This is a genomic window from Lysinibacillus sphaericus (assembly GCF_001629735.1).
Taxonomy (GTDB): domain Bacteria; phylum Bacillota; class Bacilli; order Bacillales_A; family Planococcaceae; genus Lysinibacillus; species Lysinibacillus pinottii.
In genome coordinates, this window is sequence record NZ_CP015224.1 from 105,742 (window position 1) to 127,674 (window position 21,933).

20 protein-coding genes are annotated in these 21,933 nt (G+C 37.2%); 11 read left to right on the forward strand and 9 right to left on the reverse strand.

Annotated elements, in window-relative coordinates:
* Positions 1-155: 155 nt before the first annotated feature.
* Positions 156-1,826, reverse strand: coding sequence for a ribonuclease J1 (rnjA, locus tag A2J09_RS00450; RefSeq protein WP_012293081.1), 1,671 nt, complete (start codon positions 1,824-1,826; stop codon positions 156-158).
* Between the two features lie 5 nt (positions 1,827-1,831).
* Entirely contained in the window at positions 1,832-2,041 is a 210-nt protein-coding gene (locus A2J09_RS00455; protein WP_012293082.1) for a DNA-dependent RNA polymerase subunit epsilon, read from the reverse strand.
* 433 nt (positions 2,042-2,474) lie between these two features.
* Here A2J09_RS00455 and A2J09_RS00460 point away from each other — a divergent pair, with 433 nt between their 5' ends.
* A complete protein-coding gene (locus A2J09_RS00460; protein WP_012293085.1) occupies positions 2,475-3,245 on the forward strand; it encodes a Cof-type HAD-IIB family hydrolase in 771 nt (256 codons plus the stop codon).
* Positions 3,246-3,297: 52 nt separating this feature from the next.
* On the opposite strand, the gene A2J09_RS00465 is transcribed toward A2J09_RS00460, so the two are convergent.
* Positions 3,298-4,065 (reverse strand): DeoR/GlpR family DNA-binding transcription regulator, encoded by a 768-nt coding sequence (locus tag A2J09_RS00465; RefSeq protein WP_012293086.1) that lies wholly within the window; start codon positions 4,063-4,065, stop codon positions 3,298-3,300.
* Positions 4,066-4,216: 151 nt separating this feature from the next.
* On the opposite strand from A2J09_RS00465, the gene A2J09_RS00470 reads away from it, so the two are divergent.
* Genes A2J09_RS00470 through phnX form a run of 5 tightly spaced genes read left to right on the forward strand, consistent with a single transcriptional unit; the run spans position 4,217 to position 9,489 of the window.
* Positions 4,217-4,969, forward strand: coding sequence for an ABC transporter ATP-binding protein (locus A2J09_RS00470; protein WP_031418862.1), 753 nt, complete (start codon positions 4,217-4,219; stop codon positions 4,967-4,969).
* Positions 4,962-6,593, forward strand: coding sequence for an ABC transporter permease subunit (locus A2J09_RS00475; protein ID WP_012293088.1), 1,632 nt, complete (start codon positions 4,962-4,964; stop codon positions 6,591-6,593). The genes A2J09_RS00470 and A2J09_RS00475 overlap by 8 nt, the downstream gene beginning before the upstream one ends.
* A complete protein-coding gene (locus A2J09_RS00480) occupies positions 6,590-7,576 on the forward strand; it encodes an extracellular solute-binding protein (RefSeq protein WP_012293089.1) in 987 nt (328 codons plus the stop codon). The genes A2J09_RS00475 and A2J09_RS00480 overlap by 4 nt, the downstream gene beginning before the upstream one ends.
* Before the next feature lie 13 nt (positions 7,577-7,589).
* On the forward strand, positions 7,590-8,690 hold the full coding sequence (locus tag A2J09_RS00485; protein WP_012293090.1) for a 2-aminoethylphosphonate--pyruvate transaminase: 1,101 nt from the start codon (positions 7,590-7,592) through the stop codon (positions 8,688-8,690).
* Positions 8,680-9,489, forward strand: a complete 810-nt coding sequence (phnX, locus tag A2J09_RS00490) for a phosphonoacetaldehyde hydrolase (RefSeq protein WP_012293091.1) — start codon at positions 8,680-8,682, stop codon at positions 9,487-9,489. The genes A2J09_RS00485 and phnX overlap by 11 nt, the downstream gene beginning before the upstream one ends.
* A 58-nt stretch (positions 9,490-9,547) precedes the next feature.
* On the opposite strand, the gene def is transcribed toward phnX, so the two are convergent.
* Positions 9,548-10,105, reverse strand: a complete 558-nt coding sequence (gene def / locus A2J09_RS00495) for a peptide deformylase (protein WP_012293092.1) — start codon at positions 10,103-10,105, stop codon at positions 9,548-9,550.
* A gap of 394 nt (positions 10,106-10,499) precedes the next feature.
* On the opposite strand from def, the gene pdhA reads away from it, so the two are divergent.
* The 5 genes from pdhA (at position 10,500) to A2J09_RS00520 (ending at position 16,303) form a co-directional block, all read left to right on the forward strand.
* Positions 10,500-11,615 carry a pyruvate dehydrogenase (acetyl-transferring) E1 component subunit alpha gene (pdhA, locus tag A2J09_RS00500; RefSeq protein WP_012293093.1) on the forward strand — a complete coding sequence of 372 codons (1,116 nt, stop codon included), beginning with the start codon at positions 10,500-10,502 and terminating at the stop codon, positions 11,613-11,615.
* Positions 11,616-11,618: 3 nt separating this feature from the next.
* Positions 11,619-12,596: an alpha-ketoacid dehydrogenase subunit beta gene (locus A2J09_RS00505; RefSeq protein ID WP_012293094.1), complete on the forward strand. Its 978-nt coding sequence runs from the start codon at positions 11,619-11,621 to the stop codon at positions 12,594-12,596.
* Positions 12,597-12,643: 47 nt separating this feature from the next.
* Positions 12,644-13,978: a dihydrolipoamide acetyltransferase family protein gene (locus A2J09_RS00510; RefSeq protein WP_012293095.1), complete on the forward strand. Its 1,335-nt coding sequence runs from the start codon at positions 12,644-12,646 to the stop codon at positions 13,976-13,978.
* A gap of 5 nt (positions 13,979-13,983) precedes the next feature.
* Positions 13,984-15,399, forward strand: a complete 1,416-nt coding sequence (lpdA, locus tag A2J09_RS00515; protein ID WP_012293096.1) for a dihydrolipoyl dehydrogenase — start codon at positions 13,984-13,986, stop codon at positions 15,397-15,399.
* Between the two features lie 121 nt (positions 15,400-15,520).
* On the forward strand, positions 15,521-16,303 hold the full coding sequence (locus A2J09_RS00520; RefSeq protein ID WP_012293097.1) for an SDR family NAD(P)-dependent oxidoreductase: 783 nt from the start codon (positions 15,521-15,523) through the stop codon (positions 16,301-16,303).
* Between the two features lie 52 nt (positions 16,304-16,355).
* Here the strand turns inward: A2J09_RS00520 and A2J09_RS00525 are convergent, their stop codons facing one another.
* The 5 genes from A2J09_RS00525 to A2J09_RS00545 all read right to left on the reverse strand — a co-directional run bounded on the left by A2J09_RS00525 (position 16,356) and on the right by A2J09_RS00545 (position 21,920).
* On the reverse strand, positions 16,356-17,882 hold the full coding sequence (locus A2J09_RS00525) for a tripartite tricarboxylate transporter permease (RefSeq protein ID WP_012293098.1): 1,527 nt from the start codon (positions 17,880-17,882) through the stop codon (positions 16,356-16,358).
* Between the two features lie 17 nt (positions 17,883-17,899).
* Positions 17,900-18,376, reverse strand: a complete 477-nt coding sequence (locus A2J09_RS00530; protein WP_012293099.1) for a tripartite tricarboxylate transporter TctB family protein — start codon at positions 18,374-18,376, stop codon at positions 17,900-17,902.
* Between the two features lie 94 nt (positions 18,377-18,470).
* Positions 18,471-19,490: a tripartite tricarboxylate transporter substrate binding protein gene (locus A2J09_RS00535; protein ID WP_036160915.1), complete on the reverse strand. Its 1,020-nt coding sequence runs from the start codon at positions 19,488-19,490 to the stop codon at positions 18,471-18,473.
* Positions 19,491-19,615: 125 nt separating this feature from the next.
* Complete coding sequence (locus tag A2J09_RS00540; RefSeq protein WP_012293101.1) at positions 19,616-20,305, reverse strand: response regulator; 690 nt, start codon at positions 20,303-20,305, stop codon at positions 19,616-19,618.
* On the reverse strand, positions 20,298-21,920 hold the full coding sequence (locus A2J09_RS00545; protein WP_230584347.1) for an ATP-binding protein: 1,623 nt from the start codon (positions 21,918-21,920) through the stop codon (positions 20,298-20,300). The genes A2J09_RS00540 and A2J09_RS00545 overlap by 8 nt, the downstream gene beginning before the upstream one ends.
* Positions 21,921-21,933 lie beyond the last annotated feature (13 nt).

The following is a 21,933-nucleotide window of genomic DNA, read 5'->3' on the forward strand; positions in this document are numbered from 1 at the left end:
GTTTATTTAGCATAAAACGCTCCTTTTGGATGTTGTTATTACTATATACGCAAAAATAAAAAGGGAGGTTTCAAAAAAAGAAAAAAATTAAGTAAATTTACAATTAGCAAAAAGAAAGAAGCTATGTACATATTACATAGCTTCTTTCCATGAGGCTAAACCTCCATAATAATCGGTAGAATCATTGGACGACGTTTTGTTTTTTCAAATAGGTAAGGACCTAAAACGTCTGTAATTTCGTTTTTAAGCTCTGTCCATTGAGGAGGGGTTTTGCTTTGAATGGTTTCATTCAGATGACGATTAAGCATTTTTTGAGCTTCATTGATCATCGTACCTGACTCGCGCATGTAGACAAAGCCACGGGAAATGATATCAGGACCTGAAACAATTTTTTGATTTTCCATATCTACGCTTACGACTACGATAACTAGGCCTTCTTCAGAAAGAATGCGACGATCGCGCAACACAATATTACCAATATCTCCAATACCATTACCATCGATATAAACATCACCAGAAGGGATACGACCAGCCACATGTGCCTCATTGGCACTTAGTGCTAACACATCGCCATTTTCCATAACAAATGTATTTTCAAGTGGTACATCGCAATCTTCTGCTAAGTGTGTATGCATTTTTAACATACGGTATTCGCCATGGATAGGCATAAAAAACTTAGGTTTCATTAAACGTAGCATCAATTTTTGTTCTTCTTGTGAGCCGTGACCAGAAGTATGGATATTGTTTAATGCACCATGAATAACTTCTGCACCCGCACGGAACAATAAATTGATGATTTTATTAACACTCACAGTATTACCAGGAACCGGTGAAGAAGAGAAAATAACTGTATCACCAGGTTGTATTTGGATTTGACGATGAGTACCATTGGCAATACGTGATAATGCAGCCATTGGTTCACCCTGTGAGCCTGTACATAAAATCATTACTTCATTTGCTGGAAGTCGATTAATGCTTTGAGCATCAATAAATGTATCTTTTGGAGCGTTGATATAACCAAGCTCGCGCCCAATTGTAATCGCATTATCCATAGAGCGACCAAAGACAGCAATTTTTCTTCCGTATTTGATAGCAGCGTCTGTTGCTTGTTGTAAACGGTGAATATTTGACGCAAATGTAGCAAAAATAATTCGGCTATCCACTTTACGGAAAATTTCATCGATACTTTTGCCAACTGTACGCTCTGACATTGTAAAATTAGGCTTTTCAGCGTTTGTACTATCTGATAGTAAGCAAAGTACGCCATCTCGTCCTATTTCGGCCATCTTTGTTAGGTTGGCTGGTTCGCCAACAGGTGTAAAGTCGAATTTAAAGTCACCTGTATGAACGATATTACCAGGTGGTGTTTTAACAACAATTCCATAAGCATCAGGGATACTATGAGTTGTTCTAAAGAAGCTAACAGATGTTTTTCTAAATTTAATAACATCTTCTTCTTTAATTTCGATGAGTTTAGTTGTACGTAGCAAGCCATGTTCTTCTAATTTATTACGTAATAAGCCAAGTGCGAGCTTACCACCATAGACTGGAACATTCACTTGACGTAAAAGATAAGGAATACCGCCAATATGATCCTCATGTCCATGTGTAATAAATAGTCCTTTGATTTTATCGACGTTACGTACTAAATACGTATAGTCTGGAATAACATAGTCAATGCCGAGTAAGTCATCTTCTGGAAATTTAATGCCAGCGTCAATTAAAATAATTTCATCTTGAAATTGAACGCCATAAGTATTTTTGCCGATTTCGCCCAGTCCGCCGAGCGCGAAAACAGCTGCTTGGTCATTTTTAACAAACTTCATGTTTGTTAAATTTCCTCCAAGACGAAGTTCGGGCTTGCTTGTTCGTACTCCAAATAGTTACCTTCAAGCAGCTGGACGAACTCGATATTGTAGTTACGGTCTTTTAACTTTTGACGTACTTCTCGTTCTGAAGCAGCTTCAAGATATAGACTTTTAGTATTTTCGCGAACTGGAATCTCATTTGCATTTTCTTGATAATAAACTTTGTAAATCATAGTTTGCTCTCCTTTAATTGCGTACAATTTTATTGCACCTTTGACTACTACCACACACGTGCTACAAGAAAACAACGAATTTCTTATAAGAAGAAATGTACGTTTGTAGTCCTTGTATCTCAATACTTCGGTTGTGCACTATGTTATAAAATGAATAGGAAGTAGTGAGACAGTGGTTGCGTATAGCCAAATAAATGCATTTCCTTTATATTATCACGCAGTTCCTCTAAAATAAAGAAAAGCCCTTCAAATAATGAAGGGCAAATGTTAGGCAATTGATTTTTTTCCGAGTACGCCACGAAGTTGCTTCAACAATTTCCGTTTTAGTTTCTTCAGCATGGCACATCACTCCTTAGGATCATTATAATCAAAATTATTGTCTGTGTAAAGTCATTCACCTTGATGGGTACTATTTATAGAAAGGGATTATAAAATGAATAAAATTTTGTTTTTTGATGTTGATGGCACTCTCTATAACAGCGAAAAAAAATTACCTGAATCTGCAAAAAATGCTCTTTTGGAAGCACGCTGCAATGGCTATGAATTGGCGATTGCTACAGGTCGTGCACCTTTTATGATTGAATCATTATTAGAAGAACTTGATATTAATACGTATGTTACTTTCAATGGACAGTATGTTGTTTATAAGGGTGAGGTTGTCTATACGAACGGAATTGAAAAAGATGAATTAGCTAAAATTATTGCTTTTGGTGAAGCTCGCAATGAACCGGTAGTGTTTTTAGATGACAAACGTATGATTGCGTCTGTCAGTGACCATATGATGGTAGCAGAAAGCTTGGATACACTTAAATACCCGTATCCAGAATTAGATTCATCCTATTATATGCAGAATGATGTATATCAAACACTTATATTTATGGAAGAAAAAGATGAACCTTTATATTGTGAAATGTTTCCGAATGTCCAATTTGTCCGTTGGCATCCGTATTCTTGTGATATTTTGCCAAAGGGCGGTTCGAAGGCGGTAGGGATTGAAAAAGTATTGGATAAAATGGGCATCACATTAAAGGATGCCATTGCTTTTGGAGATGGTATTAATGATATAGAAATGCTTCAAGCGGTTGGGACCGGTGTTGCAATGGGAAATGGTCATGAACGAGTGAAGGCTATTGCACATCATATTGCCGATCATGTAGATGCAGATGGTCTCGCTAAAATAATGCGCAAGCTTGCTATCATATAATAAAGAAACAACTAGTTGACAATCGTAGCAACTAGTTGTTTTTTTGGTTAAATTACTGGTGTTCTTCAGAAATGTTCACTAGTTTTATTTCAACCCCTTTATCGGAAAAATGTTGAATCGTTTTTTTAGACAGTGTGTCGTCTGTAATAATGACATCTACTTCTTCAAGAGGACATACTTGAATAGCTACATCCTTGTTAAATTTTGAAGAATCAGTAGCGACATAGACGGTTTGAGAAATCGAAATAATTTTTTTTCTCGTAATAGCTTCTTCTAGATTAAAGTCGGAAATCCCCTTTTCAAGAGATACCCCACTAGCGCAAATAAAAGCCCTATTAATATTTAGATGTTCGAAGTGGAAGAGAAATTCATTCGATGTAACGGATTTTTCAGAGTGACGCACTTTTCCACCGAGCAGTATAACTTCAATATTAGAGCCGATTAGATCGAAAGCTACAGGTAATGAGTTTGTCACGACTGTTAATTTTTCCTTGTCCAATAAAAATGGTGTCATTTGATATGTAGTTGTTCCACTATCGATAAAAATACATTCTCCATCTTGAACAAGAGAAGCACTTGCTTTGGCGATGGCAATTTTTTCTGTTAACTGTTCATGTAGTCGTTGATCAATTAGTCCCTCTACAGGTTCAATATATTTAATACCTCCATAAAACTTCTCAATTTTCTTGTCTTGCACTAGCTGTTGAATATCGCGACGAATTGTTTCCATTGAGACATTAAATTCTTTCGTGAGTGTTACCAATTTCACAACCTTATGCTGTCTTACAAATTGTAATATTTGTTGTTGTCTTTCAATCATATACATTTCATCACCTCTAATAGATATTTACTCAAAGTATACATAACTTTGTCAACAATTGGTCAGAATTTACTCAACATTTACACAAAGGCGTATTTTCCTTTACAAATGGCCCCTATACTAAAGCTAAGAACTGAGAGAGGTGACCAATTTGTTAGAACTGAAAAATATCTCAAAAAGCTATAAAAATAAGCAAGTCTTAGTAGATATCAATGTAACCATCGAATCAGGTGAAATCATATCTTTATTAGGGCCGAGTGGCTGCGGTAAAACTACTTTGCTTAATATCATCTTAGGGCTTACAGAGCAAACGGGTGGTCAGCTGCTCTACAATGGGCAAGATATATCGAAGAAATCCATGCAAGAAAGAGGATTCAATATTGTTTTTCAGGATTTTGCGTTATTCCCTCATTTAAATGCCTACGACAATATTGTATATGGATTGAAAAATAAAAATAAGCAAATGTCCAAAGAAGATGTACAGGAATATATTGATTTTTTAGAACTGACTCCGCATTTGCAAAAAAAGATTCATGAATTATCAGGTGGTCAAAAGCAACGTGTATCTATTGCTAGAACGCTTGTTATGCAACCCAACATACTTTTGTTAGATGAGCCGTTAAGCGCACTTGATGGGGTCATTAAGGAATCTATCAAGGAGCGTATTAAATCAATTGCTCGTGAATTTAATTTGACGACAATTATTGTGACACATGATCCAGAAGAAGCGCTAACTTTATCGGATAAAGTTTTGATCATTAATGAAGGAACAGTCGCTCAATTCGGTACACCACATGAAATCGTAGCAGCACCGAAAAATTCATTTATTGAGGATTTTATTTTAAAGCAGCTTCATATTAAGCGAAATAATATCTATCAATTGTTTGGAGAAACATATGCTTAAAACGAATAAAATGATGAAATTAATCTTTCTGCCGATTCTATTATTTCTCCTATTTTTTTTAATAGTGCCATTGATTTATATGTTTTGGCACTCTTTAAAAGTAGGAAATGATATTTCCGTTCAACATTATATAGATGCTTTAAAAAATGTAGAAATCCGTGATGCTTTCTTCAATAGCTTTAAAGTTTCTTTTGTGGCATCTGTCATTACAACCATTTTAGCTTTTTTATTGGCCTATGCTGTTCATTTTACAACGATGCATCGCCATACAAAAAAGCTAGTACAAATAGGAATTACGTTGCCTATGCTATTGCCGACTATCACCTATGGCTTCGTGTTGATTTATACATTTGGTAATCAAGGAATTCTAACAAGATTAGCTGGACAACCACTTTTCACGATTTATGGATATAACGGTTTGGTGATAGGTTACATCTTATACACATTGCCAGTCGCTTTTATTCTAATGCAAAACTCTATGCAATATATCGATAAACGATTTTTGCTAGTGTCTATGTTAATGCATGATCGTCCGCTCCGTCGTTTTTATCATACGGTATTACGTCCGATGCTTGGGACGATTGGTGGTGCGTTTATTTTAACATTTATTTTAAGCTTTACAGATTTCGGAATCCCTGCATCAGTAGGTGGTAATTACAGGGTAATTGCCACTGAACTTTATCAAGCTATGCTAGGTTCGATTGTGCATTTTGAGCGTGGGGCAGTTATTTCAGTGTTAATGCTTGCCCCAGCTATATTGGGTGTCCTCATGTTAACCATTTTAGAACGTTTTAATTTTCATTATAAACAGGCGGGGAGAAGTGAACTTGTTAAACATCGTCTTCGTGACACATTGTTTACTGCCTATTCAATTGCCTCTGTTGCAGTCGTATTTATCATTTTTTCAACCATGTTTATCGTTCCATTTACGAAGGGTTATCCCTATGATTTCAGCTTTACATTTGAACATGTGCAAAATGTGTTAGCGGAGAAAGATTTAATAAAGGTGTATGTTAATTCACTTATCGTTGCGGCTTTAACAGCTGTTTTAGGTGTAATGATTACATTTATGTCGGCTCTTCTTAATGCAAGGACGCCATTGAAAGGAAGGAAAAGCTTAGATATTGCCTCAATGATTACTAACACAGTTCCTGGAATGGTGCTTGGTCTATCGTATTTGTTTTTCTTTAATGGAAGTTCATTAAAGGGTACATTTCTTATCATTATCGCATGTAATATTGTGCATTTTTTTACAACTCCTTATTTAATGGCTAAAAATTCATTGCAAAAGATGGACCCAACCTGGGAAGTGACAGCGGAGCTATTAAAGGATTCTTGGTTAAAAACAGTCATACGCATTATCTTGCCAAATATTAAATCGACCATTTATCAAATGTTTAGCTACTATTTTTTAAATGCAATGGTCACGGTCAGTGGCGTTATTTTCCTTGTCAGCACAAAGACTATGCTTGTTTCGACAAGAATAAAAGAGCTTCAGCATTTTGCAAAATATACAGATATTTTCGTACTATCGATATTCATTTTATGTACAAACCTCATTGTGAAATTAGGTTGTGATTATATAACAGCACATCAAGAAAAAGTGGAGGAGATCTCAAAATGAAAAAATCAACAATCATGATGTTAGGGACAGTTAGTGCAGCAGCAATAATATTAACTGCATGTGGAGGGGGAGAAGCAGGTTCGAAAGATGAAATAATTATTTATTCAAATGCAGATGATGAGGCAATTGAAGTAATGGAATCTACATTAGACGAAAAAGGCTATAAAGGAAAATATGTAATTCAATCATTCGGTACTTCAGAGTTGGGTGGAAAAATGATGGCTGAAGGAACAGATATTGAAGCGGATATCGTAACGATGGCTTCTTATTTTATAGAAAGCGCCCAAACCTCGAAATCCATGTTTACAGATATTTCTTCGGATTTAAAACCTCTTGATGGCGGTGTTACATATGCATTGCCGATTTTAGGAAATGTTGGATCTATTTTTATTAATACAGGTGTTTTGCAGCAAAAGGACTTGCCGGTTCCAACAACGATAAAAGATTTGACGGACCCTGCCTTTAAGGATTTACTCTCATTCCCTAATATTATGGACTCTTCAACCGGTTGGCTATTAGTACAAGCCATTATTAAAGAATATGGTGAGCAAGAGGGACAAAGGATTTTGGCGGATTTAATTAAAAATGCTGGACCTCATATTGAAAGCTCTGGATCAGGACCAATAAAAAAAGTGAAGACAGGAGAAGTAGCAGCTGGATTTGGTTTACGTATTCAAGCTATTGATGCCAAAAAAGAAGGACTACCAATAGAATATATAGACCCAGTGGAAGGGAACTTTACGCTAACAGAATCAGTTGCTGTGGTAGATAAAGAAGGAGATGAAACTTTAGCTAAAGAAATGGCAAAGGTAATTGCAACAGAGGCTCGAAATGGTTTATTAGAGCAATACCCTGTAGCGCTTTATGAAGGAGAGCAGGTAAAGGCAGAGCATGTGCCGGCACACCTTAAAAAGTGGGATACTACCTTAACAGTAGATTTACTAGAAAAACACCAAGCTTTCTTTAAAGAAGCGCAAAAATAAGGGGTTGTAGAAGATGAGCAACTATAAATTATTAACACCAGGACCATTAACAACTACTAAGACAGTCAAACAGGAAATGTTAAAGGATCGCTGTACGTGGGATGACGACTATAAAAATGTGACACAAGTGATACGGAAGCAACTCTTAAATTTAGCGCAAGTCGATGAGCCACATTATACAGCAGTACTAATGCAAGGTAGTGGCAGTTTTGTTGTAGAGTCGGTGCTAACAACTGCTGTGGGTGAAGATGATAAATTGCTAATTATAACGAATGGCGCTTATGGTGAAAGAATTGTAGAAATGGCTAAAGTGTTAAGATTGGCACTAGTTGTTTATAGTGTCCCTTATGATAAACAGCCATCATCGTTAGAAGTTCAAGCGTTACTAGAAAAAGATGCAAGTATTACACATGTAGCGGTTGTACACTGTGAAACAACTACTGGTATTTTAAATCCAATTAAAGAAATAGGAGAAGTTGTTTATTCTTTCAACAAAACATTTATCGTAGATGCTATGAGTAGCTTTGGTGGTGTGCCAATGGATTTATCCGACTTGCATATTGATTTTTGTATTAGTAGTGCCAATAAATGTATTCAAGGTGTTCCTGGGTTTGGGTTCGTCATTGCTAAAACAAATATATTAGAAAAATGCAAAGGACAAGCGCGCAGTGTAGCCTTAGATTTATATAGTCAATGGGAAGTAATGAAAAAGGATGGGAAGTGGCGTTTTACTTCCCCAACACATGTAGTAGCGGCATTTGCTAAGGCGTTAGAAGAGTTAGTGGAAGAAGGAGGAGTTAACGCACGTTACCAACGTTATGCTGATAATAATCTATTACTGCGTTCTCGTTTATCGGTACTAGGGTTCGAGGCATATATTTCTGAAGAGCTACAATCACCGATTATTACAACGTATTTGTTCCCACATAAAGAATTTTCTTTTGAACATTTTTATCAGGAAATGAAAAAGGCAGGCTTTGTCATCTATCCTGGTAAGCTGACAGATGTAGATACATTCCGTATTGGAAATATTGGAGATATATATGAGGAAGATATGCAGGCCTTATGTGAAGTCATTGAAAACTATATGGTGGTGAAAAATAATGAAAATTGAAACAGTTATTTTGGATTGGGCAGGTACAGCAGTTGATTTTGGTTGCTTTGCCCCTGTAAATGTCTTTTTAACGATTTTTGAAGATGCTGGTGTAACAGTAACCCTTGAGGAAGCTCGTAAACCTATGGGCATGCTGAAAATTGATCATATTCGTACGATGCTTGAAATGCCAAGGATTAATGAAGAATGGAAACGAGTTCATCGCCAGCATTTTACGGAGGAAGATGTACATCTTCTATACAATCAATTTGAGTCAAAGCTAATGGAATCTTTGGCGACCTACACAGATCCTATTCAGCATGTAACCGCGACTGTACAGCAATTAAGAGAAGCGGGTATTCGATTTGGTTCTACTACAGGCTACACAGATTTCATGATGGAAGTCGTAACAAAACAGGCTGCTACGAAGGGCTATCAACCAGATTTTTTAGTAACTCCGACACAGGTTAGTGATAAAGGGCGACCCTATCCGTATATGATTTTCAGAAATATGGAGGCATTAGGAGCGAAATCAACCAAGCAAGTAGTAAAGGTCGGCGATACAACATCAGATATAAAAGAGGCGCTGAATGCAGGTGTTTGGGCTGTTGGTGTTATTATTGGAAGTTCGGAAATGGGACTGTCTGAAGAAGAGTTCCTAGCTTTAACTGCTGAAGAACAACAACAAGCCATTGAAAAAACAAAACGTATTTTTGAGATGACTGGTGCACACTATACCATTGAAACGATGAAAGACCTACCTATATTAATTAATACGATAAATGAAGAGCTAGCAAATGAAACGAACGATAGAAATTGAGAACAAAGAAAAAACAAACCTCAGCACAATTGCTGAGGTTTGTTTTGTTGATTTGCTTTTAATCACGTTCATAAGGAATTGAATCTGGAATTTCAGCAAATGGATTTTTCTCATTAATACGGTCATAAAACATGACACCGTTCAAATGATCTAATTCATGCTGAAAGGCGATGGCAGGCAATCCTTTAAGGCGCATTTTCTTCTCTTCCCCATCTATAGTTTTAAATTTTACTGTAATGCGTGCATGGCGTGGGACGTATCCAGGAACATTACGATCAACTGAAAGACAACCTTCTCCAGCAGAAAGGTATGTATTTTCAACTGAATGGCTGACTATTTTGGGGTTTATGGCTACGAAGCTTAATTGTTCACCAGCATCATCTTGCAAATGAAGTGCAAACATACGCTGTAGACTATTTACTTGATTGGCAGCTAAGCCTATGCCGCTGCGTAAATTATATTTTTCTGCCATTTCTGGGTCTTGGCTATTGATTAAGTACTGCAGCATATCCTCGGCGAGCTGCCTTGTTTCATCAGATAAAGGGAATTTAACTTCCTCAGCTTTCGTGCGTAAAGTCGGATGACCTTCGCGGATAATATCATCCATTAAAATCATATAGTAATCTTCCTTTCATCTTTGTAGTGCTCTATTAATTAGTATACATCACGTCTAAAAACAATCACATGAAAAAAGACCTTATTTGAATATACTCAAAAAATTTTTCGAATGCTATTAGATTTTCTAGAATGGGGTATTCTACTATTGGAAAACCTGTTGAAAAACTTAAGAATTACAAGGTGTAAATATGGTGTTCTAATACAGAATTTCGTTATTAGTAATACAGTATAGGACAGAGATAATTAAATGTTATTCTAGAAAAAATCTTTGTTTATAGCCGTAATATATGATTGACCGACAGTATTTTATTCAGTATACTGAGTGTCAAGAATAAGTTGTACTAGTCAAAAAGGTGATTTATTTTAATACAGCTGAAAGGGAGATGTGACAAATGAGCAAGAAAAACAATAATATTTTTGATGCTAAACAAACGCTAACTGAAATCGAAGATAAGTTTGAAATGTTTCAAATTTTGAATGAAGAAGGCGAAATTATAAATAATGAGGCAGATCCTAAATTATCGGATGAAGAATTAGTTGAACTAATGACACGTATGGTTTACACACGTATTTTAGACCAACGTTCAATCTCACTGAACCGTCAAGGCCGTTTAGGTTTCTATGCACCAACGGCAGGTCAGGAAGCTTCTCAGCTTGCTTCACACTTTGCATTAGAACAAGAGGATTGGATTTTACCAGGATATCGCGATGTTCCACAAATCGTGTGGCATGGCTTACCTTTAGATAAAGCGTTTTTATTCTCTCGTGGTCATTTCATGGGGAACCAGGTTCCTGAGGGTGTAAATGTTTTAGCACCTCAAATTATTATCGGTGCTCAATATATTCAAGCAGCAGGTGTTGCACTAGGTATTCAAAAGCGTGGGAAAAAGGCTGTTGCCGTAACATATACAGGTGATGGTGGTTCATCACAAGGGGATTTCTATGAAGGTATTAACTTTGCAGGTGCATTTAAATCTCCAGCAATCTTCATTGTCCAAAATAACCAATATGCAATTTCAACACCACGTGAACTCCAAACTGCTGCAAAAACAATTGCTCAAAAAGGTGTGGCTGCAGGTTTACCAAGTATTTTAGTAGATGGAATGGATGCGCTTGCAGTATACGTTGCAACTCGTGATGCACGTGAGCGTGCTATTAATGGTGAGGGTCCAACGTTAATTGAAACAATGTGTTATCGTTATGGCCCACATACAATGGCTGGGGATGACCCAACGCGTTACCGTACTTCTGATACAGATAATGAATGGGCTCAAAAAGACCCACTTGTACGCTTCCGTAAATACTTAGAAGCTAAAGGTCTATGGGATGAGAAGAAGGAAGAAGCAGTTATTGAGCGCGCAAAAGAAGAGATTAAAGAAGCCATTAAAAAAGCTGATGCTGCTCCAAAACAAAAAGTAACAGAGTTAATGGAAAACATGTATAAAGGCGAAATGCCATCTAATTTAAAAGAACAGTATGAAATCTATAAAGAGAAGGAGTCGAAATAACCTATGGCACAAATGACGATGATTCAAGCAATTACAGATGCACTTCGCACAGAATTAAAGAATGATGAAAACGTTCTTGTATTCGGGGAAGATGTAGGTGTCAACGGTGGGGTATTCCGCGCGACAGAAGGCCTACAAAAAGAATTCGGAGTTGACCGCGTTTTTGATACGCCGTTAGCAGAATCAGGTATTGGTGGCTTAGCAGTCGGTCTTTCTCTACAAGGATTCCGTCCAGTTCCTGAAATTCAGTTCTTCGGCTTCGTTTATGAAGTAATGGATTCAATTAGTGGTCAGTTAGCACGTATGAGCTACCGTAGTGGCGGCGTATATAACGCACCAGTAACAATTCGTTCACCATTTGGTGGTGGAGTGCATACTCCTGAGATGCACTCAGATAGCTTAGAAAGCTTAATGACTGCACAACCAGGTTTAACGGTAGTTGTACCATCAACACCTTACGATGCAAAAGGTTTACTTATTTCATCTATTCGTAATGACAACCCAGTTATTTTCTTAGAACATTTAAAACTTTACCGTTCATTCCGTGAAGAAGTACCAGAAGAAGCTTACGAAATTCCACTAGGAAAAGCGGATGTAAAACGTGAAGGTAAAGATTTAACAATTGTTGCTTACGGTTTAATGGTTCATGAAAGCTTAAAGGCTGCAGAAGAACTTGAAAAAGAAGGCCACTCTGTTGAAGTAATTGATTTACGTACAATTCAACCAATTGATATCGAAACAATTATTGCGTCCGTAGAAAAAACAGGTCGTGCAATCGTTGTACAAGAAGCACAAAAACAAGCAGGTATCGCGGCAAATGTAGTAGCAGAAATTACTGAGCGCGCAATTCTAAGCTTAGAAGCGCCTGTTCTTCGTGTGGCTGCACCAGATACTGTGTACCCATTCCCACAAGCTGAAGGTGTTTGGTTACCAAACTACAAAGATGTAATGGAAACAGCGAAAAAAGTTTTAACATTCTAATGAAGCTTCTAAACTTGAACATCAGTAAATAGAAAGGATGGGTACACATGGCATTTGAATTCAGATTACCGGATATTGGCGAGGGAATTCACGAAGGCGAAATCGTGAAATGGTTCGTCAAGGCTGGAGATACAGTAAAAGAAGACGATATTCTTTGTGAAGTACAAAATGATAAAGCAGTAGTAGAAATTCCTTCACCAGTTGAAGGAACAGTAGAGGAAGTTTTAGTAGGAGAAGGAACAGTTGCCGTTGTAGGCGATGTTTTAATCCGTTTGGATGCACCTGGCTATGAAGATTTAAAGCTAAAAGGTGATAGTCATGCTGAAGAGAAAACAGAAGCACAAGTTCAAGCAACTGCTGAATCTGGTCAGAACGTAGAGAAAGCTCCTGCTAAAGAGGAGAAAGCACCAGAGAAAGCTCCTGAAAAAGCCGAGACAGTTGTTGATGAAACAAAACGTGTTATTGCGATGCCTTCTGTTCGCAAATTTGCACGTGATAACGACGTAAACATCCGTGAGGTAAAAGGTTCAGGCAAAAATGGTCGTATTTTGAAAGAGGATATTACAAACTTCTTAAATGGTGGAGGTACTGTTGAGACAGAATCAGCAACTGATGTGACAGTTGAAGAAGCTGTTCAACAAGAAACTACTCCAACAGCACCAGTTGTTCTTGAAGGGGAATTCCCAGAAACTCGTGAGAAAATGTCTGGTATTCGAAAAGCGATTGCAAAAGCAATGGTACACTCGAAACAAACAGCTCCACATGTTACACTAATGGATGAAGTCGATGTAACAGCTCTTGTAGCGCATCGTAAAAAATTCAAAGATATCGCAGCTGAAAAAGGTGTTAAATTAACATACTTACCTTATGTAGTGAAAGCACTAATCTCAACATTACGCGAATTCCCAGAATTTAATCGCTCATTAGATGATGCAACACAAGAAATTATCCAAAAGCATTACTACAATATTGGTATTGCAGCGGATACTGATAAAGGTTTACTTGTCCCAGTAATCAAGCATGCAGATCGCAAGTCTGTATTTGCAGTGTCAAATGAAATTAATGAGTTAGCGACTAAAGCCCGTGAAGGTAAACTTGCACCACATGAAATGAAAGGTGCATCTATGTCTATTACGAATATTGGCTCTGCGGGAGGTCAATGGTTTACACCAGTAATTAATCATCCTGAAGTAGCAATTCTAGGTATTGGTCGAATTTCAGAAAAACCTGTAATAAAAAATGGTGAAATTGTAGCCGCACCTGTGTTAGCATTATCATTGAGCTTTGATCATCGTATGATCGATGGAGCCACTGCGCAAAATGCTTTAAATCACTTGAAGCGTTTGTTAAGTGAGCCAGAATTATTATTAATGGAGGCGTAACAAAAATGGTAGTAGGAGATTTCCCAATCGAAACAGATACTCTTGTCATTGGTTCAGGTCCTGGAGGATATGTAGCAGCAATTCGTGCAGCTCAAACTGGCCAAAAAGTAACAATCGTTGAAAAAAATGTACTTGGTGGTGTGTGCTTAAACGTAGGTTGTATTCCATCAAAAGCATTAATTTCAGTAGGTCACCGTTTTGAGCAAGCTAAGCATTCAGATGACATGGGAATCATCGCTTCTGATGTGAAATTAGACTTCTCAAAAGCACAAGCATTTAAAGACAGCGTTGTTAAAAAATTAACTGGCGGTGTTGAAGGCTTACTTAAAGGGAACAAAGTTGAAATTGTACAAGGTGAAGCTTATTTCGTTGACGCTCATTCAGTGCGTATCATCAATGGTGAATCTGCTCAAACTTACACATTTAACAATGTCATTATTGCAACAGGTTCTCGTCCAGTTGAAATTCCTACATTCAAATTCTCTGAGCGCGTACTAAATTCTACTGGTGCACTTTCTTTACAAGAAGTTCCTGGTAAATTAGTGGTAATCGGTGGAGGTTACATTGGTACAGAGTTAGGATCAGCATATGCAAACCTTGGCTCACAAGTAACAATTATTGAAGGCGGAAAAGATATTTTAGCTGGCTTCGAAAAACAAATGACTCAAATCGTGAAAAAAGGCCTTAAAAAGAAAGGCGTTGAAATCGAAGTAAACGCATCTGCAAAAGGCGTTGAAGAAACAGAAAACGGCGTAGTAGTAACTTATGAAGTTGGCGGAGAAGAGAAAAAAGTTGAAGCTGATTACGTATTAGTGACTGTAGGTCGTCGTCCAAATACTGATGAAATGGGCCTTGCTGAAATCGGCGTTGAATTCGGTGAACGCGGTCTAATCAATGTAGATAAACAATGTCGTACAAATATTTCAAATATCTATGCAATCGGTGATATCGTTGCTGGACCTCAGCTTGCACATAAAGCTTCTTATGAAGGCAAAGTTGCTGCTGAAGCAATTGCTGGTGAAAAATCAGTTGTTGACTATCTTGCTGTACCTGCTGTATGTTTCACAGATCCAGAAATGGCGACAGTTGGTTACAACGAAGAACAGGCAAAAGCAGAAGGTATCGAATACACTGCCGCGAAATTCCCATTCGCAGCAAATGGTCGTGCTCTTGCATTAAACCAATCTGAAGGCTTCGTGAAGCTTGTTGCTCGTAAAGAAGATGGTTTATTAATCGGTGCTCAAATCGTAGGTGCTGGTGCATCTGATATGATCGCTGAAATGGGCTTAGCCATTGAAGGCGGAATGACTGCTGAAGATATCGCATTAACAATTCATGCTCACCCAACATTAGGTGAAATTACAATGGAAACTGCTGAAGTATTACTTGGCAACCCAATTCACATTGTAGCAAAAAAATAATGTAAAACCGTTTAAACGGCTATAAAGCAAATGCTTTGTAGCCGTTTTTTGTATATTATCTATAATTTTGTTAAAGTAAATATATTGTTAAGAATATTCGAAAATATTTGGGGTGAATATAATGGAACTAGGCTTAAAGGGGAAAGTAGCAATTATAACAGGATCGAGTAAAGGTATTGGCTATTATACGGCCATGCAACTTGTAAAAGAGGGTGCACAGGTTGTCCTTTGTGCACGTGGAGAAAAACAGCTACAGGTGGCAGCTGGGTGTATTAAAAATGAAACGGGTATCGATGTTTTAATTGTTCCAACGGATATTACTAAAGAAAAAGATTGTAAGAATCTAATTGAGCGTACAGTTGAACATTTTGGACACGTTGATATTCTCATTAATAATGCTGGGACAGCTTCAGCAAATCCTTTTGAATCTGTGAGTAGTGAGCTGTGGCAAGCAGATTTAGATTTAAAGGTATTTGGGGCTATTCATTGCTCAAAATATGCTGCGCCATATATGCGTAAGGCTGGTGGCGGTGCAATCGTTAATGTGACTGCGGTGATGGCTAAGACTCCCCCTGCAAGCTCGCTTCCTACAACTGTTAGCCGTGCTGCGGGACTTGCCTTGACAAAAGCGATGAGTAAGGATTTAGGTAAGGATAATATCCGTGTAAATTCTGTATGTATTGGGCTTATTCGCAGTGATCAAATCGAAAAAAAATGGAAGAAGGAAGATCCTAGTTTATCGTGGGAAGACTATTCTCGTAAAGTAGGACAATCTATTCCACTTGGTCGTGTAGGTGATACACAAGAAGCTGCTAACGTCATTACGTTTTTAGTATCTGATGCAGCTAGCTATGTTACCGGGACCTCATTGAATATTGATGGTGGTTCTGGTCACGCATTATAGTGAAAAAATCCACTATACTTTCATTAATAGAATGTGTAGTGGATTTTATGGATTATCCTTCTTCGTTAATCAGAACATTTTTACCACGCATTTTCATGAATAGTGGTATAAGTAACCAAGCAATAGCAGCTATTAAAAATAGTAATGATAAAGGCTTTACTATAAAAATAGAAAAATCACCATTAGAAATAGTTAATGCACGGCGCATATTATTTTCAATCATCGGTCCTAGGACAAGTGCTAGTACTAAAGGTGCTACTGGATAGTCATTTTTAGCAAATAGATAACCGAGCACACCACAAGCTAATAATAAAAATAAATCAAAAGTGGCGAATTGTACTGCATACACACCAAAAATTGAAATCGCAACAATAATGGGCAATAAATATTTTTTCGGAGTTTCTATGATTTTTGCAAAAATACGAACGAGAGGCATGTTTAAGGCTAATAACATAAAGTTTCCTATAAACATACTGGCAATTAATCCCCAAGCGACTTGAGGATGCTCATCAAATAATAATGGACCTGGCTGAATATTATACATAATAAGTGCACCCATTAAAATAGCAGTTGTACCTGAACCAGGAATACCTAATGTTAGCAATGGAATCATTGCGCCTCCTGATGCAGCATTGTTCGCTGATTCAGGTCCAGCAACACCGGCAATATGGCCTTTTCCAAACTTCTCAGGTGTTTTACTGAATTTCTTTTCGGTAATATAAGAAAAGAATGAGGCAAGTGTTGCGCCTGCGCCAGGTAAAACGCCAATGAAAAATCCTAGTAGTGAACCGCGAGCGATAGGGATAGCGCTTTCTTTTAAATCCTGCTTTGTTGGTAATACACGATTAATTTTTGCTAATTGACCATCTTCCTCATCTCTTTCAAGTATCGTTTTAAATACTTCTCCTAACGCAAATAAACCAACGGCAATTGTTAAAAATTCAATACCTGAGAACAGCATAGGTTGACCAAATGTAAAGCGTTCGATTCCGGATACAGCATCAATGCCAACTGTACCGAGCATAAGTCCTAAGGCAGTCATAATTAAAGCTTTTGTAATAGAGCGGCCTGCAAGTCCACTTACTGCAGCAAGCCCTAGTAACATTAATGAAAAGTATTCTGCTGGTCCAAATTTAAGGGCTAATTTTGATAATGGATTCGCTAATAGTATTAGACCAAGTAATGCTATAACCCCAGCACAAAAGGAACCAATTGCTGCAATAGAAAGAGCACTTCCAGCACGTCCTTGCTTAGCCATTTGGTAGCCATCCAATGTAGTAACAACTGATGAGGATTCACCAGGTGTATTTAATAAAATCGAAGTGGTAGAACCACCATACATGGCTCCATAATAAACCCCTGCAAGTAAAATAATTGAGCTTGTAGCGGCGGCCTCCGTAGGTAATCCCGCTGTAATGGTTGCGGTTACTGGGATTAATAAAGCAACGCCGCTCATTGGACCTATGCCAGGAAGGACACCAACTGCTGTTCCAATTATGACACCAACAAGAGCGAATAAAAGATTTTGCCATTGAAGGGCAATAGCAAATCCATCAGCTAAAAATTGCAATGTAGACATATGTTCACTCCTTTACATTAAAAAGTTGGGAAACTAGGCAATGAACCTCCTAGTAAACTTGTAAATAAATAATAGACACCCAATGAAAATCCAGCGGCAATAATAATGGAATAAATAAGCTTAGCTCGTTCCATCGTTTGGAAGCTAATACATAAAAATAAAAACGTTGTGATCACATAGCCTATTTTTTCTAGGAAGAATACATAGGCAATCGCACTAACAAAAATGATTAAAAATTTCTTGAGCTCAGTAGATGAGGTTTTAGAAGGTGCAGTTGGTCCTCCTGTAATTCTCTCCCTTACAGCATTTTTCCATGATTCATAAAATAGTTGAAGACTTAATAAACCTAAAATAATACCTAAACCTAGTGGAAATATTTTAGGACCGACTGTAGATCCATAAGCACTATCAGAAATTTGCGTTGCTTGAAAGATAAATAAAATGCTAACAGCTAAGAGGATAATGCTAAATGTTTTATCAAATGTGTAATTCAATCGTTATACACCTCCGTTGATAATAATTTAAGGTTGCACAAGTAAATCTTATTGGATGGAAATACTTGTGCTCTTTTTCGAGACAGGCTATTCTTTACTTTTGCATACCAAGAGCTGTCAATAGTTCTACGATGATTTTATTCTGATTGTCTAGGTAAGTTGTAAAATCCTCAGCATTGCGGTATTCAGCTTGCCAGCCATTACGTGACACCTCAGCTTGCCATTCTTCTGATTCAGCCATTGCTTGTAATTTTTCAGACCAGTAGGTAACCGCATCTTCACTCATATTTTTCGGACCAAAAATACCACGCCAAATAGTAAATTCTTCATCAATACCAGCCTCTTTAAATGTAGGAACTTCTGCTAGCTCACCTTCTAAACGTTCAGAGGAACTTACGGCTAATACACGCACATCTCCTGATTTAACATAAGTAGCAATTGTCGAAGCATCTGTTGCAATGACATCAGCGTTGCCGCCTAGTAACGCGGTTACAGCTTCACCACCACCATCGTAAGAAACGTATTTAATTGTTTTTAAGTCTAAGCCAGCTTTATAGGCAGGAATAATTCCTACTAGATGATCCATAGAGCCCGGTGCAGAGCCACCTGCTAAAGTAACATCTTTTGGCGAATCTTTTATAGCATTTAATACATCTTCAAGCGTTTGGAATGGAGAATCCTTCTTAACAACAATTGCACCATAGTCACGCGTTATTTGTGCTAAGGGTGTAGTGTCCTTGTAGCCAAATTTACTATTTCCTTCAGCTTTTTCATGATTAATAAGAATTGGCGGTGATTTAACCATTAACATATAATCATTGCTAGCTTCCTTTGTAGCAAATGTTGCCATAAAGGCAGCACCACCGCCGCCTGGCTTGTTTTCAACTTGAATTGATTTATTAATTAAACCTGTATCATTCATCGTTTTTGCTACTGCACGAGCTGTTAAATCCCAACCACCCCCCGCCCCTGATGGAGCAACAATGGTAATATTACTTTTCGGATAATTATTTGCTTTTTTTCCTTCTGCTGTTTCTCCATTTGATGATGAACAGCCAACTAAACTAGTAAATAGTAAGCCAGCTATCATAACTTTTGAAATCTTCCTCCACATAAAAATCCCCCTTAAAAATAAAATGATAGCGCTATCATTCGAGCGCTATCATAACTATAACTTATATCAGAATTGTGAAAATATTGTGGTGATATTGTGGATTAACGTCATTTTGTTCATAAAGTTTATGAGAAAATAAAGTATCGCCGTTCAGGACGACCAACTGTGCCATAAGTTAGTTCGATATAGGCCTGCTTTTGTGTGACTAAAAATTCTAAATAGCGGCGAGCAGTGGAACGACTAACACCAATATTTTTTCCTAACAGTTCAGCTGTACTACCATCTTTCCTTGTGCTTAAATAGTTGATGACATGATTCATCGTTGTTAGATCAATGCCCTTTGGTAATAGTAGCTGTGTATCCTCTGGGATGGATGAAGCAGTTTTGGGCCAAAGGCATTGAATTTTTTCTTGTGTAAATTTCTCATTATTTTGCAGGAGTAGATGCTTGAAACGGAATTTTTCTATACTTTCTTTTAGTTGATCGAATGTAAATGGCTTTAAAATATAGTCAGTAACATTTTTACGATACGCTTTTTGTACAATATGAGCCTCCGTGGCTGCGGTAATCAAAATAATGCTACTGGTTGGGCTCATTTTTTTGATTTTATCAATTAGATCCACGCCAAGTATATCTGGTAAAAATACATCGAGTAATATTAGCTGTGGTGCAAATGATTGAAGCCAGTCTAAAGCTTCTTCTCCAGTATTTGCACACGCAATTACTGTAAATCCTTCAATTTTCTCTAAAAAACGACGATGTACGTCTGCTACACGTACATCGTCTTCAATTACTAGCACTTCAATATCAGTCATTGTTAATAGTCCCCCTTTTACTAATAGATATGATAAATAGGGCACCTCCTAAATCGCCTTCCCCAAGAGCGAGTGTGCCGTTTAAATCATGGATGCTAGAAATTACTTTCTTTAACCCATAGCCTCGATGCTTCCTATCTTTAGTTGAGATATTTTCTGAAAATAATACATCTAGTTTTTCTTGTGCTATGCCATTGCCAGAATCCTCGACCTCAAAGATGATTTCCTCTCCATTATCAAAGATAAAAAGCCTTACAATTGGCTGTTGCTCCTTATTTCTTTCGACCTCCTCAAAAGCATTGGTTAGTAAATTGCCCATAATCGAAATAATAAGGCCTTTTTCGATATTTTCAGGGAAGGTTTCTAAATAACTATCTTCATCAAATATTAGTTGAATCTTTAATTCACGAGCACGATTAAAAAATCCGATAATTAAACCATTTAAGAATGGGTCTTTAACACGATTTGTAATAAATTGTGTTAACGATGAATGTCCTTGTACCTCATTATGAATAATTGTTAAAGCTTCATCGGATGCATTTAATTGAATAAGACCAGAAATGGTATAAAGGATATTATTAAACTCATGTGTTTGTGCACGTAAAGCTTCTGTATATTGTTTTACTTGTGATAATTCAATCGCCATTTGCTCAATTTCTGATTGTAGCCGGAAACTTGCTACAGCACCGACAATTTTACCATTCACTCTCATAGGAACACGGTTAACGATAATTTCATCACCGTTGATAATCATTAATTTATCAAGCTGTTTCTCACCATTCATTAATACATTTAGTAGGTGTGTATTTGGGATATGTTGCTTAATATTATGTCCAATAATCGAAGCAGAATCGGGTAAATTTAAGATATTGGCGGCGGCATTGTTTAATGTTGTAATTTTGCCTTTATCGTTGATCGTAATAATAGCTTCTCGTACTGATTCTATTAAAGTATTTTTTTCTGTTAATAGATTGGCAATTTCATTTGGCTCCAGATTAAAAATTTGCTTTTTAATATTACGGGATAAAATAATAGAGCCAATAATACCGATGGTGAGTGCAATAATGATTGTATAAAAAATGTTATCCAAGTATAAAAAATATAAGTTATCCAATTCACTTGTTAAATAGCCAATTGACACAACGCCTAAAATCGCTCCATTCGTATCAAAGATAGGCGCTTTCCCACGTATAGATTGTCCCATTGAACCATCGGCGATTGAAATATAAGATTCACCGTTGATCAATGCTCTGTCATTATCATCACCTACCATGGATTTGCCAATACGGTCGGCGAGAGGGTGGGTGTAGCGAATGCCATTTTTATCACCGATTACAACATAAGTAGCTTTTGCAGCAACCATAATATCATTGCTAATTTTTTGCAGACTTTCTGATGGGTTGTCGGTGTGAAAGGCTTCTATTACGTCGCCCCTACTAGCAGTTGTTTCCGCCAAATAAAGCGCTCGATTACCAATTTGTGTTTGCAGTGCATCAGAAATTGTTATGTAGAAGAGTAGACCAGCTAAAGTGACAATAAGAAATATTAAAAAGCTGCTGTAATAAGAAATGCGAGTTTGAAGTTTTAATGTTTTAAAGATAATAGAAGATCCCACCTTATTGTGTATT

Coding starts and splice junctions, on each gene's coding strand:
- rnjA (WP_012293081.1), bottom strand. CDS start 1,826: ATGAAGTTTGTTAAAAATGACCAAGCAGCTGTTTTCGCGCTCGGCGGA.
- A2J09_RS00455 (WP_012293082.1), bottom strand. CDS start 2,041: ATGATTTACAAAGTTTATTATCAAGAAAATGCAAATGAGATTCCAGTT.
- A2J09_RS00460 (WP_012293085.1), top strand. CDS start 2,475: ATGAATAAAATTTTGTTTTTTGATGTTGATGGCACTCTCTATAACAGC.
- A2J09_RS00465 (WP_012293086.1), bottom strand. CDS start 4,065: ATGATTGAAAGACAACAACAAATATTACAATTTGTAAGACAGCATAAG.
- A2J09_RS00475 (WP_012293088.1), top strand. CDS start 4,962: ATGCTTAAAACGAATAAAATGATGAAATTAATCTTTCTGCCGATTCTA.
- A2J09_RS00480 (WP_012293089.1), top strand. CDS start 6,590: ATGAAAAAATCAACAATCATGATGTTAGGGACAGTTAGTGCAGCAGCA.
- A2J09_RS00485 (WP_012293090.1), top strand. CDS start 7,590: ATGAGCAACTATAAATTATTAACACCAGGACCATTAACAACTACTAAG.
- phnX (WP_012293091.1), top strand. CDS start 8,680: ATGAAAATTGAAACAGTTATTTTGGATTGGGCAGGTACAGCAGTTGAT.
- def (WP_012293092.1), bottom strand. CDS start 10,105: ATGATTTTAATGGATGATATTATCCGCGAAGGTCATCCGACTTTACGC.
- pdhA (WP_012293093.1), top strand. CDS start 10,500: ATGAGCAAGAAAAACAATAATATTTTTGATGCTAAACAAACGCTAACT.
- A2J09_RS00505 (WP_012293094.1), top strand. CDS start 11,619: ATGGCACAAATGACGATGATTCAAGCAATTACAGATGCACTTCGCACA.
- A2J09_RS00510 (WP_012293095.1), top strand. CDS start 12,644: ATGGCATTTGAATTCAGATTACCGGATATTGGCGAGGGAATTCACGAA.
- lpdA (WP_012293096.1), top strand. CDS start 13,984: ATGGTAGTAGGAGATTTCCCAATCGAAACAGATACTCTTGTCATTGGT.
- A2J09_RS00520 (WP_012293097.1), top strand. CDS start 15,521: ATGGAACTAGGCTTAAAGGGGAAAGTAGCAATTATAACAGGATCGAGT.
- A2J09_RS00525 (WP_012293098.1), bottom strand. CDS start 17,882: ATGTCTACATTGCAATTTTTAGCTGATGGATTTGCTATTGCCCTTCAA.
- A2J09_RS00535 (WP_036160915.1), bottom strand. CDS start 19,490: ATGTGGAGGAAGATTTCAAAAGTTATGATAGCTGGCTTACTATTTACT.
- A2J09_RS00540 (WP_012293101.1), bottom strand. CDS start 20,305: ATGACTGATATTGAAGTGCTAGTAATTGAAGACGATGTACGTGTAGCA.